Annotated in this window: 17 protein-coding genes; 5 read left to right on the top strand and 12 right to left on the bottom strand. The window is 62.3% G+C overall.

What is annotated here, in order from left to right:
• The 7 genes from RFM98_RS05345 to RFM98_RS05315 all read right to left on the bottom strand — a co-directional run bounded on the left by RFM98_RS05345 (nt 1) and on the right by RFM98_RS05315 (nt 4,341).
• A complete protein-coding gene (locus RFM98_RS05345; protein ID WP_320307855.1) occupies nt 1-897 on the bottom strand; it encodes a class II glutamine amidotransferase in 897 nt (298 codons plus the stop codon).
• Nucleotides 898-983: 86 nt separating this feature from the next.
• Entirely contained in the window at nt 984-1,313 is a 330-nt protein-coding gene (locus RFM98_RS05340; protein WP_320307854.1) for a hypothetical protein, read from the bottom strand.
• Nucleotides 1,310-1,999: a hypothetical protein gene (locus tag RFM98_RS05335; protein WP_320307853.1), complete on the bottom strand. Its 690-nt coding sequence runs from the start codon at nt 1,997-1,999 to the stop codon at nt 1,310-1,312. Before RFM98_RS05335 ends, RFM98_RS05340 begins: the two co-directional genes overlap by 4 nt.
• A 45-nt stretch (nt 2,000-2,044) precedes the next feature.
• Entirely contained in the window at nt 2,045-3,451 is a 1,407-nt protein-coding gene (locus RFM98_RS05330) for an APC family permease (protein ID WP_320307852.1), read from the bottom strand.
• A 12-nt stretch (nt 3,452-3,463) separates the two neighbouring features.
• On the bottom strand, nt 3,464-3,625 hold the full coding sequence (locus RFM98_RS05325) for a hypothetical protein (protein ID WP_320307851.1): 162 nt from the start codon (nt 3,623-3,625) through the stop codon (nt 3,464-3,466).
• A 39-nt stretch (nt 3,626-3,664) separates the two neighbouring features.
• The gene (locus RFM98_RS05320) at nt 3,665-4,042 is read right to left on the bottom strand and encodes a hypothetical protein (RefSeq protein WP_320307850.1); all 378 of its coding nucleotides are present in this window, start codon (nt 4,040-4,042) and stop codon (nt 3,665-3,667) included.
• Nucleotides 4,043-4,053: 11 nt separating this feature from the next.
• The gene (locus RFM98_RS05315; protein WP_320307849.1) at nt 4,054-4,341 is read right to left on the bottom strand and encodes a hypothetical protein; all 288 of its coding nucleotides are present in this window, start codon (nt 4,339-4,341) and stop codon (nt 4,054-4,056) included.
• A gap of 284 nt (nt 4,342-4,625) precedes the next feature.
• On the opposite strand from RFM98_RS05315, the gene RFM98_RS05310 reads away from it, so the two are divergent.
• From RFM98_RS05310 to RFM98_RS05295, 4 genes are all read left to right on the top strand, one after another.
• Complete coding sequence (locus RFM98_RS05310) at nt 4,626-5,759, top strand: aminomethyl transferase family protein (protein WP_320307848.1); 1,134 nt, start codon at nt 4,626-4,628, stop codon at nt 5,757-5,759.
• Between the two features lie 142 nt (nt 5,760-5,901).
• Complete coding sequence (locus RFM98_RS05305) at nt 5,902-6,498, top strand: dimethylamine monooxygenase subunit DmmA family protein (protein ID WP_320307847.1); 597 nt, start codon at nt 5,902-5,904, stop codon at nt 6,496-6,498.
• Nucleotides 6,495-7,460: a PDR/VanB family oxidoreductase gene (locus RFM98_RS05300; RefSeq protein WP_320307846.1), complete on the top strand. Its 966-nt coding sequence runs from the start codon at nt 6,495-6,497 to the stop codon at nt 7,458-7,460. Before RFM98_RS05305 ends, RFM98_RS05300 begins: the two co-directional genes overlap by 4 nt.
• Nucleotides 7,461-7,469: 9 nt before the next feature.
• Nucleotides 7,470-8,510 carry a heme-dependent oxidative N-demethylase family protein gene (locus RFM98_RS05295; RefSeq protein ID WP_320307845.1) on the top strand — a complete coding sequence of 347 codons (1,041 nt, stop codon included), beginning with the start codon at nt 7,470-7,472 and terminating at the stop codon, nt 8,508-8,510.
• A gap of 158 nt (nt 8,511-8,668) precedes the next feature.
• Here the strand turns inward: RFM98_RS05295 and RFM98_RS05290 are convergent, their stop codons facing one another.
• A complete protein-coding gene (locus tag RFM98_RS05290) occupies nt 8,669-9,391 on the bottom strand; it encodes a helix-turn-helix domain-containing protein (RefSeq protein WP_320307844.1) in 723 nt (240 codons plus the stop codon).
• Nucleotides 9,392-9,648: 257 nt separating this feature from the next.
• Here RFM98_RS05290 and RFM98_RS05285 point away from each other — a divergent pair, with 257 nt between their 5' ends.
• Entirely contained in the window at nt 9,649-11,007 is a 1,359-nt protein-coding gene (locus RFM98_RS05285; protein ID WP_320211993.1) for a trimethylamine monooxygenase, read from the top strand.
• Between the two features lie 76 nt (nt 11,008-11,083).
• Here RFM98_RS05285 and RFM98_RS05280 read toward each other — a convergent pair whose 3' ends face one another.
• The 4 genes from RFM98_RS05280 to RFM98_RS05265 form a co-directional block, all read right to left on the bottom strand.
• Nucleotides 11,084-11,848: an SDR family oxidoreductase gene (locus tag RFM98_RS05280; RefSeq protein WP_320307843.1), complete on the bottom strand. Its 765-nt coding sequence runs from the start codon at nt 11,846-11,848 to the stop codon at nt 11,084-11,086.
• 251 nt (nt 11,849-12,099) lie between these two features.
• Nucleotides 12,100-12,426 carry a hypothetical protein gene (locus tag RFM98_RS05275; protein WP_320307842.1) on the bottom strand — a complete coding sequence of 109 codons (327 nt, stop codon included), beginning with the start codon at nt 12,424-12,426 and terminating at the stop codon, nt 12,100-12,102.
• 160 nt (nt 12,427-12,586) lie between these two features.
• On the bottom strand, nt 12,587-13,477 hold the full coding sequence (locus RFM98_RS05270) for a DUF427 domain-containing protein (protein ID WP_320308141.1): 891 nt from the start codon (nt 13,475-13,477) through the stop codon (nt 12,587-12,589).
• Between the two features lie 2 nt (nt 13,478-13,479).
• Nucleotides 13,480-15,138, bottom strand: coding sequence for an ABC transporter substrate-binding protein (locus RFM98_RS05265; RefSeq protein ID WP_320307841.1), 1,659 nt, complete (start codon nt 15,136-15,138; stop codon nt 13,480-13,482).
• Between the last annotated feature and the right edge of the window lie 72 nt (nt 15,139-15,210).

Raw genomic sequence — 15,210 nt, 5'->3', positions numbered from 1 at the left:
TCAATGCTCCCAGAAATAAACGGTTGCGGGCTCCGGCTCCCAGACCCGCGCATTGTCGATGCCGGGCAGCTTGGTGAGCGCGCGATATTCCGAGCCGAAGGCGACATACTGGTCGGTCTCGGCCATCACGGCGGGCTTGCAGGCAATCGGATCGCGCACTACGCCGAAGCCGTTCTTGGTGCCGACGACGAAAGTGAAGAAGCCGTCGAGATCGGAGAGCGTGCCTTCCAGCGCCTCGCCAAGATTCTTGCCATGCGCCATCCGGTTGGAGAGATAGGCGGCCGCCACTTCGGTGTCGTTCTCGGTCTCGAACCTCATGCCGTCGCGGATGAGTTCCCGGCGCACATTGTTGTGGTTGGAGAGCGAGCCATTATGCACCAGGCACTGGTCGGCGCCGGTCGAGAATGGATGCGCGCCCATCGTCGTCACCGCCGATTCCGTCGCCATGCGGGTATGGCCGATGCCGTGCGTGCCGGTCATGGAGCGCACGTCGAAGCGATCGACGACGGCTTCGGGCAGGCCGACTTCCTTGTAGATCTCCACCGCCTCGCCAGCGCCCATGATGCGGATGTCGGGCCGCAGCGACTGCAGCGCCTGGCGCGCCGTGTCCACCTTGTCCGGCGTGGTCCTGATGACCGCATGCGTCGATTTCACGGCGACGCTAACCGGCGCGCCGATCGCCTTGGCGAGCTCGGCGTCGAGACCGCGGAAATCGCGATCGGGCTTCGGCGACTGCACGGTGATCTTGGCCTCATTGCCGGTGGCGGCGCCGTAGATGGCGATGCCGGCGCTGTCAGGGCCGCGGTCGCTGAGCGACACCAGCATCTCCGACAGCATCGCGCCGAGCTTCGGCTCCAGCGCCTTGTCCTTCAAGAAAAGTCCGACGATTCCGCACATGCCAGCCTCCGACGTTTTTTGGCTCTCAGATTGATGTACCGAATGAGTTTGCCGAATTCAATGGTATGAAAGAAATTTTCCTGTCGTTATATATTGGATGGCGCATTGCTCTTGGCACTATCGCCGTCCCGACGCGCCTTGTGAACCCAGACCGCATGGCGGATGCGCGCGATCCTGTAGGCGTCGAGGATCGAGAGGGCATAGATCAGGAAGCCGCCGGCATGGCGGCCGATGAAGCCGGCGTCGGCCGGCGCCAGCTTGGTCGTTATCCAGCCAAGGATCACCATGAAGAACAGGAACTGCAGGCCGCGCACCGGCACGCCGAGCACGACATGGCCGCTTGCCGGCAAAACGATCGCCGCGCCGAGCACGAGATACGGATTGGCCGGGGAGGAGGAAGCGGCTCCGTCGGTCATGCTGCCTGCCTTTCGCGCCGGTTGATGGCTTCGCGGAGATCGGACGCCACGTCGAGCAATCGTTCGACCAAGGCGGGATCGATGCTGGCATCGCTGAAGGCGGCCTGCCGGAACACGCCATAACGAGCACGCTCGGCTTCGGCCAGCAGCCAGACGATGCGCACGCCCTTCGGCGTGATCAGCAATTCCTTGGCGCGGCTTTCGGCAAAAATATCGGTGTGCGACGCGATCAGATCCTGCGGGAAGGCGACGCCCTTCTTGTCGGTGCGCAGCACCGCTTCGGCGGGAAGGCCGAGCACCTTCGGCAGCGTGTGCGCAAGATGGTCGAAATTGGAGAATGTCGTCGCCGAATTTGGCCGCATCATCATGTCGAAAATACCCGGTACCGCAACCGGCTCGGTGATCGAAACGGCGAGCCAGCGCGTCGGCAGCTTTCGCGTCGCCAGCGTGTCGACGATGGTGCGCAGCTGAACGCGCTGACCGTTCCAGGAACCGGCCCAGGTGACGACGCCGGCCGTGCCATCGGAAATGTCGGCGGCATCGCGAATGACGCTGCGAACGCTGGCCATATCATCGGCCAAGGCTGCCTTCGCCCTGTTACGGCCGGCACGCGCGAGCCAGGCGATATGGGCGACGACGACCAATGCGATCGCCCCGACAAGCAATACTGACGTCAGCTCGGACATCTCGACACGCCACGGCCCGCCGTCAACAGGCGGGCCTTACTCCACTCAGTAACCCTGCGGCTTCGGCCACGGCATGGAGAACTGGTCGCCGCGACGCACGAATTTGTAGCGGTAGAAGTGGAACCACACCGAAATCAGGAAATAGAAGACGGTCATCGCGATCAGCTGCGAGCCGAAGCCGAGGAAGATGGCGAAGAAGGTCACCATGCACAGGCAGAACAGGACGATTGCCGGCAGCGGATGGAAGGGGTGCGTGTAGCCGCGACGGATTGTGCCCAGCGGCCACTTCTTGCGGAACATCATGATGTTGATGCTCATGAAGGTGTATTGCAGCACGCCCGACAGGATCGAGAAGGTGATTGCCTGGTTGAGGTCGGCGATGAAAGCGAAGGCCAGCGCGATCGGCAGCAGGAACAGGATCGAGCGATAAGGCGTGCGATACCTCGGATGCACTGCCGAAAACCAGCTTGGCAGATAACGGTCGCGGCCGAGCGAGAACCAGGCGCGCGCCGCGTCGTTGATGCAGCCATTGGCGGAAGCGAGTGCCGCAAGCAGCGTCGCGACGAACAAGAGGTTCTCCAAGAGCGGGCTGCCGGTTAATTTGCCGGCGTCCCACAACGGATAATAGGTGATGCCGAGATATTCCCAGGGCATCAGCGAGGCGCAGACATACCAGGTCATCGCGGCGGCGATCAGCAACGTGATCATGCCGGCCATCGTGCCATAGGGCAGGGAGCGCGCCGGCGAGCGCACTTCCTCGGCCGCCTGGGTCGTCCCTTCGATGCCGAGGTAATACCAGATGCCGAACTGGAAGGCGGCGATCACGCCGATCCAGCCATAGGGCAGCGCATTGGCGGGGGTGACCAGTTCGTTGAGCTTCAGCACCGCCCCTTGCGTCCACGGGCTGACGGAAAAGAACAGGATGACGATCGAGACATAGGCGATCGCGGTGATGACGAAGTTGACGTTGAGCGTCATCAGCACGCCGCGATAGTTGAGCCAGGCGAGCACGACGATGGTGGCGGCGATGAAGGAATTATGCGTCAGCCCTTCGACGCCGGCCTTGGCGACGATCGTATCGCCGAGCAGGATCGCGTCCGACACTTCGAGCATTGTGTAGGCAAACACCAGAAACAGCGCAACGTTGAAGGCCATCAGCGGTCCGATGATATGCTTGGCCTGCGCGTACTGGCCGCCGGCGGCGGCGACCGTGGACGTCACCTCGGAGTCGATCATGGCGACCGATGTATAGAGCAGCCCGACGACCCAACAGACGATCAGCGCCGCGAGCGCGCCGCCCTTGTCGGCGGAGAAGTTCCAGCCGGTGAACTCGCCGACCAGCACGATGCCGACGCCGAGCGCCCACACATGCGCGGGGCCGAGCACCCGAAGCAGCGAGACCCTGTCGCCGTGGATCGTCGTGGTTTGTGCCGTTTCAACCGCAGCCGTCATGTCAGTCCCCACTCAGATCCGGTGTTTTTCGGAAACGGCTTCAAGCTCGCCCTCGCGCGAGGAGGTCAGCACGGCCTCGGAATAGGTCGTGTCGACCTTGAACCAGTCGTAGAGCATCCACGACGCAAGCACGACCGAGATGCCCCAGCAAACGTAAGACAGTCCCATCCACATGGTGTTTTCCCCGAACTATTTGTCGTCGTCGTCGAAAATCTATTTGTCGTCGAACTTCTCGTTGATGACCTCGCGATATTCCTTGTCGGAGGCGCGGAACAGGAAGACGAAATAGGCGATCAGCACGATCGCCATGATGATCAGCGTCGGCCAGTCGATGATGTAATGGAAGTGGTTCTGGATGATGTCGTGCGCCGTCTCCGGAGTGTAGCCGAGCTTCTCCCAGATCGAGGCCATGGTCGCGTTCTGGCCGAGCGCATCCCATGTCTTGGTGTCAAGCGGGTCGATCGACTTCGCCGCTCCGGCGAAGCCGAGTTCCAGCGGCAGCCAGAGCGCCACGAAAATAGCGACCACCACGACCGCGATGTCGAAGACCTGTCCGGCCTTGCTCTGAACGGGCGGGATATAGCGGGCCATGGTTTCTCCCCTCAGGATTGACGGTTGCGGGCAGCGTCGGCGTTCTTGATGTCGAGCCCGTAGATGAAGTCCTTGTCTTCCTTGTAGTGGTTGAGCATGGCGAGGATCGCCGCGGTGTTGAAGATCAGCACCGCGGCGGCTGCAACCGCCACCACGAGCTTGATCCCGCCGTGCGGGATGTATGGCCATGTCATCAGGAGGACGAAGAGGATCGTTGCCCACAGGCACACGATCAGGAGCACGGATCCGCGCACGTCGGAACGGTACAGCGCTTCGACGCGCTGCTGCAGGTCGGACATAGGTTTTTCCCCTTCTGGCGACGTCCGGCCCCGAAATCGACCGGGCGTCCACTCTTTCAACAGAGTGAAATTTTTTTCATAAGTTCTGCCCGATCTCCGGAATTGTCAAGCCGGATTTACGCGCCGTAAACTGTTTGTTCCAGGCAAGAAATTTGCCTGACAATGAAATTATTTGCTTCAAGGGGATTGCAGGGCTTCGCCGTTTGCGGTCAATATTCACCCAAGCTCCGCCGCCAAGCAGGAGCAGGGAACAGCAACGACTTAAACGCACGGAGGACGATCGGATGACGGCATCCTGGAGATTCTCGACCCTGGCGGATCGCCATCGCGCGCTCGGCTCGAAACTCGAGGACTGGAGCGGCATGGGCACCGCCTGGACCTACGACAAGGATGCCGACGAGGAATATGTCGCGATCCGCACCAAGGCCGGACTGATGGATGTCTCCGGCCTGAAGAAGGTCCACATCACCGGGCCGCATGCCTCGCATCTGATCGACCTCGCCACGACGCGCGACGTGGAAAAAATCTATCCCGGCAAGTCGGCCTATGCCTGCATGCTGAACGAGGCCGGAAAATTCACCGACGACTGCATCCTCTACCGCACCGGCCCGAACGCCTGGATGGTCGTGCACGGCTCCGGCACAGGCCATGAGGAACTGCAGCGTGCGTCCGTTGGGCGTGATGTGTCGCTGCGTTTCGACGACAATCTGCATGACCTTTCGCTGCAGGGCCCGACTGCGGTCGATTATCTGGCCAAGCATGTGCCCGGCATCCGCGACCTAAACTATTTCCATCACATGCAGACGCAGCTCTTCGGTTTCCCGGTGATGATCTCGCGCACCGGCTACACCGGCGAGCGCGGCTACGAGATTTTCTGCCGCGGCCAGGATGCCGGCACGATCTGGGACAGAATCCTCGAGGAGGGCAAGAGCGCCGGCATCATCCCTTGCCGCTTCACCACGCTCGACATGCTGCGCGTCGAGAGCTACCTGCTCTTCTACCCCTACGACAATTCGCAGAAATATCCGTTCGAGAATGAAGGCCCCGGCGACACTCTGTGGGAGCTCGGCCTCGACTTCACCGTCAGCCCCGGCAAGACCGGCTTCCGCGGCGCCGAGGAGCATTACCGGCTGAAAGGCAAGGAACGCTTCAAGATCTATGGCGTGCTGCTCGACGGCAAGGAGCCGGCCGACGAGGGCGCGCCTGTCTACCGCGACGGCAAAAAGGTCGGCGTGGTGACCTGCGCCATGTATTCGCCGCTGGTCGAGAAATCGATGGGCATCGCCCGGCTCGACGTCGACTGCGCCGTCAAGGACACCAAGCTCGAGATCCGCAACAAGAGCGGGTCCATCAAGGCGACGGCGCAGCCATTGCCGTTCGATGATCCGAAGAAGACCAAGCGCACCGCCAAAGGTTGAGGCATCATCAACGGGGAGGGATTTCGAGGCACTAGAGCATGATCCCGAAAAGTGGGAACCGGTTTTCGGAAAAGATCATGCTCCAACAGGGAGTTAGATCAGAGTGGCGATTCAACGATACGTCACCCTGATCCAAGAGAGAATGGCAGCCAAGACGATCATCAGCCGGCCCATCTACGGAACCCTGTCTCCGCAGCCCGGCAAGCATCACCTCTTCATCGCCGATGCCGAAGGCGCGCTCGCGATTATCGACATGGCTGGCAAGGCCCCGTCCGGCTTTTTCGACGGCGCGGAAATCGTCTTCATTCCAGGCGCCGAGGGCAAGCACATCGCTGGCCTCGAAGCGCTGAAGCCGATGCAGCTCCATGTCGCGCCGTCCTTCGCCAGCCTCTTGCCGCGGCTGAAGCAGACGTTGGCCAACGCCCATATGGGGCTGCGCGTCTATCTTGCCGGCACCGAGGGCCTGATCGGCCAGGCCATGCAGGCGGCGCTCGAGGCCGGTATCGACCACACCTCGATGCAGACCGAGCATCGCGGCTCGCTGGCGCGGCGCATGCAATGCGTGCACTGCAAGGGCATCACCGAGAATGTGACGACGCAGCCGGCCACTTGTTCGCATTGCGGCCTGCTGCTTCTGGTGCGCGATCACTATTCGCGCCGGCTGGCCGCGTTCCAGGGCGTGTGCATTAATGCCGAGGATCGCTCCGAGATTCCTCCGATGGAGGAGGCCTTCCCGTGAGCACCGGCACCACCAAGCTCGATGTCGTCGTCAGCGACGTCGTTCCCGTCAACGACCTCGTCACCCGCTTCCATTTCCGCCGCCGCGATGGCGAGCTGCTGCCGACCTTTTCCGGCGGCGCCCATGTCGTGGTCGAGATGCGCGATGGCGACCGCACCAGGCTCAATCCCTATTCGCTGATGGGCTCGCCGCTCGACACGCGCGAATACACGATCTCGGTGCGGCGCGACGATGTCGGCCGCGGCGGCTCGCTGTTCATGCACCGTCAGGTCAAGCCCGGCCTGGAAATGGTGATCAGCTATCCGGTCAACCTGTTCTCGCTAGACCTTAGGGCGAAAAAACACCTGATGCTGGCCGGCGGCATCGGCATCACGCCTTTCATGGCGCAGACGTCGCAACTGGCGGGCGCCGGCGGCAATTTCGAATTGCACTACACTTGCCGCACCGCTTCGCTGGGCACCTATGCCGATGTGCTGCGAGAGCGCTATGGCAGCCGGGTCCGGCTCTATCACGACGACCGCGAGGAGCGTATCGACATCGAGCGGCTCTTGTCCTCGCAGCCGCTCGGCACGCATCTCTATGTCTGCGGCCCGGCCGGCATGATCAACTGGGTACGCGATCGCGCCGCCGCGCTCGGCTGGCCGCCGGAGACGGTGCATTTCGAGCATTTCGCGGCACCCCAGCCCGGCGCGCCTTTCGATGTGACCTTGGCCGTCAGCGGCAAGACGATCCATGTCGGCGAGCAGCAGAGCCTGCTCGAAGCCATCGAAGCCGCCGGCGTCGACCCGCCTTACCTGTGCCGCGGCGGCGTCTGCGGCCAGTGCGAGACCAATGTGATCTCGTATGACGGCAAGTTCATCCACAACGATCACTGGCTGAGCGAGCAAGACCATCGTTCCGGCTGCAAGATCATGCCTTGCGTCTCGCGCTTCGAGGGCAAGTCGCTGGTCTTGGAAAGATAGGAGGCGAGCATGGGTATCACCTTTCGCAAGGAAACCTTCCGCGACGACTTCACCTTCCGGAACAGCCCGGAATATGTCAGGCGCTTTCCCTTCCCGTTCAACGAAGACGCCTACATGTATGCCGTCAACATCGAGCCGCATGTCGTCGGACCGAAAGGCAGCGTTCTCGAAAACCTGATCGACGTCGACGAGCACTATGTCGCCGAGATGCAGGACCGTGCGCTGGTGCTGGCCGAGGATCCGCTGCGCTGCCAGTCTCTGCCCCACATGACGCTCGCCGGCTGGGATCTGCTCGAGCTTCTGATGGAGCAGCAGGCGCTCGGCTACCCTGAGCATTTCACGCTGACGCGCGACGGCGACCGCTGGCGCTGGATCAACCGGCCGCTCGGCATCGACGACACCTTCACCTTCGGCGACACCTCGACGCTGCCTTATGGCCCGATGGAATACATCACTCGCCAGAGCCAGGGCGACTTCTGCATCCTCGACCAGCGCGACGGCAATCTGTGGATGGATGCCGGCATGGTCACCACCCAGGCCGACTGGTCGCTCGATTTCGACATCGGCATGAATTTCTTCGAATGGCATGCGCCGGTGCCGCTGGCGCATGAAAAGGGGATTTTCACCCGCGCGCTGAAATTCCTCACCAACATCCAGCAAGGCAAGCCGGCCAGGCGTCTCAACTGGACGATGACCATCAATCCGCGCCTCGATACCAGCCCTGAGAATTATCACAAATGGGGTCCGGACCGCGCCACCGTCACGCCCGAGAATGTCGGCGACAAGGTGCATCTGCGCGTCGAACTGCAAAGCTTCTGGCGGCTGCCTCGTTCCAACGGCATCGTCTTCCCGATCCGCTGCTACCTGATCAAGATGGACGAACTGGTCACGCAGCCGAAATGGGCGCGGCGCCTCCACCGCGTCATCCGCGATCTGCCCGAGGAACTCGCGACCTACAAAGGCCTGACCCGCTACCGCCCGACGCTGGTCGAGTGGCTGTCCAAGCTCGACGACGGCAGCCCGACGTCACCGGGGTTTGGGCCGGACTGAGCAAGGCCCCCTCATCCGGCCCTTCGGGCCACCTTCTCCCCGAGGGGAGAAGAGACTTCGCGCGCCGGCGCCAGCTCTTCCTCTCCCCTCGGGGAGAGGTCGGATTGCCCCGAATTGCACTTCGCAATCCGGGTGAGGGGGCTTTCTTAGAGTTCCACTCATCCCGCGCTGTTCTGCGGATAGCAGATGATCGACAGATAGCGCATCGGCAGTTGCGTCAGCTCTTCCGGTCCGTGCGGCGCGTCGGCGTCGAAGAACAGGCTGTCGCCCGGCTTCATCGGATAGAGGTTGTTGCCGTGCCGGTAAACGACTTCGCCTTCGAGCATGTAGAGGAACTCCATGCCCGCATGCTGGAAAGTCGGGAACACGTCCGAATTCTCGGTCAGCGTGATGAGATAGGGCTCGACGACGACGCCGCTGGTGTTGGCACCGATATGTCCCAGCAGATTGTACTGATGCCCGGCGCGCGTGCCGCGCCGTTCGACATCGACGCCTTCGCCGGCCTTGACGAAAACCGCGCTGTGCTCTTCCTCGAAGCGGCGGAAGAAGGCGGTCACCGGAACCCCCAACGCCCGCGACAGCGCCTGCAGCGTCGTCAGCGACGGCGAGGTGATGCCGTTTTCGATCTTCGACAGCATGCCGAGCGAGATATCGGTTGCCGCGGCGAGATCGGCGACGGTGATGCCGAGCTTCTTGCGGAAAGCACGCACCTCATGGCCGATCGCCACTTCGAGCACCTTTTCGCGTGTGTCGCGGATGGCGTGCGGATCTTGCGTCAGCGGCGTGCGGATCGTGCGCCCGTCCACCGAAACACGCTTCGGCGGCGCCTTGCCCTTGGCGACCGAATCGCGGGGCTTTGGGTCAGAAGTCTTGTTCGCCATGTCGCCCTCGATTCCCACGATTTATTTCACTCAAGGTGAACATATTCGGTGCCGGTACAGAAGCGCAACCACCACGACAGGCCGCCGGATGTAGCAGCCAGGGTCTCCGGCATTTCCGTTGCCACAGCTTTTCCGCCGGAAACCCGTTTTGCGCAAAGCCCTTATCCCAGATGTCTGTTGACAGCACCGAAGGGCCAATTAATGTCACTGTCAGTGAAATTTGTTTCGCTGGGGAAATCAAAAAGAGGAGGCCCGCAATGAAAACTCGTGTCGCCGTCATCGGAGCCGGACCGTCGGGCCTGGCGCAGCTGAGGGCCTTCAAGTCGGCTGCCGACAAGGGTGCCGAGATCCCGGAGATCGTCTGCTTCGAAAAGCAGAGCGACTGGGGCGGCCTGTGGAACTACACTTGGCGCACCGGCCTCGACGAGCATGGCGATCCCGTGCACGGCTCGATGTACCGCTATCTGTGGTCGAACGGCCCGAAGGAATGCCTCGAATTCGCTGACTACACCTTCGAGGAGCATTTCGGCCGGCCGATCGCCTCCTATCCGCCGCGCGCCGTGCTGTGGGATTACATCAAGGGCCGCGTCGAGAAATCCGGCTTGCGCGAATGGGTGCGTTTCAACAGCCCGGTGCGCATGGTGACCTATTCCGACGAGACGAAGAAATTCACCGTCACCGCGCATGACCGCACCAACGACGTGACCTACTCGGAAGAGTTCGACAACGTCGTCGTCGCTTCAGGCCACTTCTCGGTGCCGAATGTGCCCTTCTTCGAGGGCTTTCCGACCTTCAACGGCCGCATCCTGCACAGCCACGATTTCCGCGACGCGATGGAATTCAAGGGCAAGGACATATTGATCATCGGCCGTTCCTATTCGGCCGAGGATATCGGTTCGCAATGCTACAAATACGGCGCCAAGTCGATCACTTCCAGCTACCGCTCCAAGCCGATGGGCTTCAAATGGCCGGAGAACTGGAAGGAAGTGCCACTCTTGCAGAAGGTCGTCGGCAAGACGGCGCACTTCAAGGACGGCACCACCAAGGACGTCGACGCCATCATCCTGTGCACCGGCTACCTGCATTCCTTCCCCTTCCTCACCGACGACCTCAAGCTCAAGACCGCCAACCGCATGTGGCCGCTCGATCTTTATGAAGGCGTCGTGTGGGAGAAGAACCCGAAACTGTTTTATATCGGCATGCAGGACCAGTTCTACACCTTCAACATGTTCGACGCGCAGGCCTGGTACGCGCGCGACGTCATCATGGGCCGCATCAAGCTGCCATCGGCCGAGGCCATGGCCGAGCACGGCGCAAAGTGGCGGGCACGTGAGGAGACGCTCGAGGACGCCGAGCAGATGATCTGGTTCCAGGGCGACTACACCAAGGAACTGATGGACCAGACCGATTATCCTGGCTTCGACGTCGAGGCGGTCAACCACACCTTCATGGAGTGGGAACACCACAAGATGGAAGACATCATGGGCTTCCGTGACCATGCCTACCGCTCACTGATGACCGGCACGATGGCACCGCTGCATCACACGCCGTGGCTGCAGGCGCTGGACGATTCGATGGAGAGCTATCTCGAAGTGAAAGGGGTGGCGGCCGAATAGAACGGCGCGCTCACGCCAACGTTCCCGAAGCGAAATCGGCAACGTGTGGGGTGTCTCGCGGGGACACCCCATCGGTCTACCAGCAGACGTAGCCGCCATCGACGATGAGGTCGAGGCCGGTAACGAAGCTGGACGCGCGGCTGGCCAGGAACACGGTCGGTCCGACCATTTCCTCCGGCGTCGCCATGCGGCCCATCGGCGTGTCGCGCTTGAAGATTTTTATCTCCTCCGCCACTTCGGGCCGCTTGTTCATCGGCGTCAGCGTGTAGCCCGGGCTGACGACATTGACGCGCAGGCCGCGATCGGCCCACTCCATGGCCAAGCTCTTCGACATGTGGATGACGGCGGCCTTGGAGGAGTTGTAATGCGCCTGCGTCAGCCCCCGGTTGACGATGGTGCCCGACATGGAGGCGATGTTGATGATGGAGCCGGCGCCCCGAGGCAGCATGACGCGCGCTTCGGCCTGACAGGACAGGAACACGCCTGCTACATTGACCTCGTGCACCTTGCGCCATGTCTCCAGTGACATGGTCTCAGCCGCTTCCGAGCCGGCGATGCCGGCGTTGTTGACGGCGACGGTCAGCGCGCCGAGTTCAGCTTCGACGCGATCGATCGCCATGGCCAGGTCGGCCTCGGATGTCACACTGCCTGTCAGCACCAGCGCCTTGCGGCCGAGCGCCTTGACCTTCTCGGCCGTCTGCTCCAGTCCGCCGTTCGAGGCATGCCCGAAACAGGCAACAGCGGCCCCGGCTTCCGCAAGCCCGATGGCGATCGCCTGGCCGATACCACTGCCGGCGCCCGTTACCAGCGCCACGCCGCCGTCCAACGAAAACAGATCCATGATACCCTCCCAATGCAGCGAGGGTATTCGCTAACCTGTCTTCCGATCAACCTCTTCAGAAATCGCAGGCCTTTGGGCGCATTTCAGAGGACCAGTCCTTCAGCGGCACCGGCCTGAACTTGCCCTTGATCGGCTTGCCCTCTTCCAGATCCTTGGAGGCGGTGGCCCTGCCGGTGAGATAGTTGATGTCGCAATCGCCAAGCGTCGTCTCGACGCCGCCTGATGTCTGCTGGTTCCAGTCCCAGTTTCGGCTATAGCCGCCGATCAGAAACTTGCCGTGGCGATTGACGATCGTCAGCGTCTCTTCCGTCGACTTGCTGGCGCCGCAGCCGAAGCAGGAAGTGACCGCCAGCGATCCCTTGCCCTTGCTTTCGAGGCCGATGAATCCGGTCTTCTGTCAGCCCTTTCCTGACGAAATTCGGCTGGCGCGCGGGATCGGGCTGCTCCTCGTCAAGATAGATGTAGAGATCGGCGGGACCGCCGGCTTCCTGTATCACGACCGCCCGGTCGGTCTTGCCGTCCTGGTCGATGTCGAGCTTCAGTTCGAGACCGGGAGCATTTTCGGCAAGCACCGGCATCGGCGTCGCCGCCAGGACGACAAGGCAGGGCCAAACCGCATGATGGAATGCTTTCCTCATAAGCAGACGTCCGCCGCGCGCCGCAAAATAGCATCGCCGCGGACGGACACAAACTCCAATCCCAAGCTGGACGAGATTCTGGGCGGCCCGAGCGTGAAGGTCAGAAATACCCGTCCGACGCCGCCGTCGCTTCCTTCGGGATCTCCACCCCGTCGACCAGGATCTTGTCGACCAGTTCGTGATGGAAGCACACCAGGCCCTTGATGCGCTCGGCCTCATGCACCGGCTCCGGATAATACCAGACCAGGTTCTCGTGCCGCTTCTTCGGTGTCGTCACATGGTAATAGTTGGAGATGCCCTTGTAGGGGCAGCGCGAGATGTAGCGGCTGGGCGAAAACATATCGAGCCGTGTGTCCGAGATCGGCAGATAGTGGCGCACCGGGTGGCCGGTCTCGAACAGGAACACGCCGCGCCGTGAATCGGCCACCTGCTCGCCATCGAGGATCACCTGCACGCGCCGCGACGAAGGCAGGCAGTCGACGCGGCGGAATGGATCGCGGGCGTGGACGAAAATCTCTTCGTCCTCTTCAAACCAGTGGGTCATCTTCGGCCAGTAGAAGGAGATGTAGTCGGCGATCGGCGGGCAGCCCTTGACGGGGTCGAGGTAGCGCCAGGCGCCGTCCTCGACCAGCGTGATGCCGGTGTTGAGCGAGTAATGCGTGGCGGTGCCCTTGAACGGGTCTTCCGTCGTCGTCCGGCTCGGCAGCAGGAACTCCTCGCGCACGTCGCTCATCGGGAAGTAATAGACCGGCAGATGATCGCTCTCCTGGAACACCAGCGCCTTGGTGGTGTCGGCGACGATCATCGGGCCGACCTGCACGCGCAGCCGCTTGGGCGAGGGCATGGTGAAGGCGACATAGCCCGGTTCGAACTCATACTGCACGATATTGTCGAGCACCGGGAAATGCGGCCCGCGGCCGCGCAGATGGGGCTTGCGAATGGTCGTCGTCCTCTTCTCGTCGTTTTCCGCCGGGTTCTTTCGCGCAACCATGCTCATGACGCCACCGATACGCGATCGAGCAGCAGGCCGGCGGCGATCGGCGGCACGCCGCTGACATTCTTGCGCACCGGCACCAGAAGGTCCGGGAAATAGCTGAAGATCACCGGCGTCTCGTCGAGCAGCAGCTTCTGGATGTCGGAAGCCGCCTTACGCTGCGCGTCGAGGTCGAGCGCCTTGAGATAGCCGGCGACCAGCCCGTCATAGGTCGCGTTCTTGAAATGCGCCGCGTTCCACGGACCGTCGCTGACCAGCGGGCTCTTCAGGAAGACGTTCGGCACGCTGCGATGCGCGTAGTCGGTGATGCCGAGCGGGCTGTCCAGCCAGTCCGACTGGCCGAACACCGCCTTGCCGTAATATTTGTCCTGGTCCTCGATGTTGAGCGAGATGCGGGCGCCGATCTCCTTGGCGAAATTCTGGAAAAGCTGCGCGTAGCCGGGAATGTCGGAATAGCGCAGCGTGGTCAGCGTCATGTCGAAGCCGCTCCCGAGCCCCGCCGCCTCCATCAGTTGCTTGGCCTTGGCGATGTCCTGCGTACGCTGCGGCACCGACTTGTCGGTGACGGGGAAGGCCGGCGCGAACGGGCTGTCATTGCCGGTGGCCGCCATGCCGCGGCAGAGACCGTCGACCAGCTTGGAGCGGTCGATGCACAGCGCCAGCGCCTGGCGCACGCGCTTGTCGGTGAAGGGCGCCATGTCGCAGCGCATGTGCAACTGGCGATGCGCGGTCGAGGCGACGCGCAGCACGGTGATGTCGGGGTTGCCGAGCACCACCTGGCTTACGTCGAGCGGAATGGCGTCGAGCACGTCGACCTCGCCCGCCTGCAGCGCCAGGATGCGCGGCTGCACGTCGGCATAGAACTTGAATTCGAGCCGGTCGGGCAGCGCCTTTTCGCCCCAGTAGTCGGGATTGCGCACGAAGCTCGCACCGACCTTGGGCGTGTAGCTTTCGAGCCGGAACGGACCCGTGCCTTCAAACGTCTTCTCGTAGTCGCCCTTGTAGCTCGCCGGCAGGATGACGGCGTTGTAATTGTCGATCGACACCGAATAGGGGAAGCTGCCGTTCGGCGCGTCGAGATGGAATTCCACTGTGTGGTCGTCGACCTTGCGCGTACCGCCTTTCGACAGCAGGCCCTTGAACACCGACAGCGCGTTGGATGTGCCGCTCGGATCGGCAAGGCGATCGAAGGTCGCCACGACGTCGTCGGCCTTGAAAACCTCGCCATTGTGGAATTTCACGCCCTTGCGCAGCTTGAAGGTCCACACGCTGCCGTCGGCATTGGGCGACCAGCTCTCGGCCAGCACCGGCTTCAGCGTCAGGTCCGGCTGCGTCACGCACAGGAACTCAGCCACCTGGAAGACGAGCTGGTAGCTGCCGCTGTCATAGAAAGTGACCGGGTCGATGGCGCCGCCGGGCACCGCAATGCCGGCGCGCACCGTGCCGCCCGGCTTGCCTTGCGCGCGCGCCTGCGGAGCGCCGAGGCCGACCGCCGAAGCGATGCCGCCGAGGAAGGGCAGCGACAGGCCCAGCACGCTGCCATGGCGCAGGAATTCGCGCCTGCCGATCTTGCCGGTGAGCAATTCATCGATAGCGGAATTTTCGATTGCGCTGAGAGTTTTGCGAGCGGCATCGATCGTCCTGAAATGCTTCGGCATGGCTGCATTCCTCGCTTCTTGTGGGTGTGCCGTCATTTAGGTCACTGTTGACCGCAGCCGGAAAGCGATATT

Origin of the sequence: Mesorhizobium australafricanum (assembly GCF_033977265.1) — a bacterium.
In the GTDB taxonomy this organism is placed as follows: domain Bacteria; phylum Pseudomonadota; class Alphaproteobacteria; order Rhizobiales; family Rhizobiaceae; genus Mesorhizobium; species Mesorhizobium australafricanum.
Note: the sequence above shows the minus strand (reverse complement) of the source record. Positions and strands in the feature narration are given on the sequence as shown.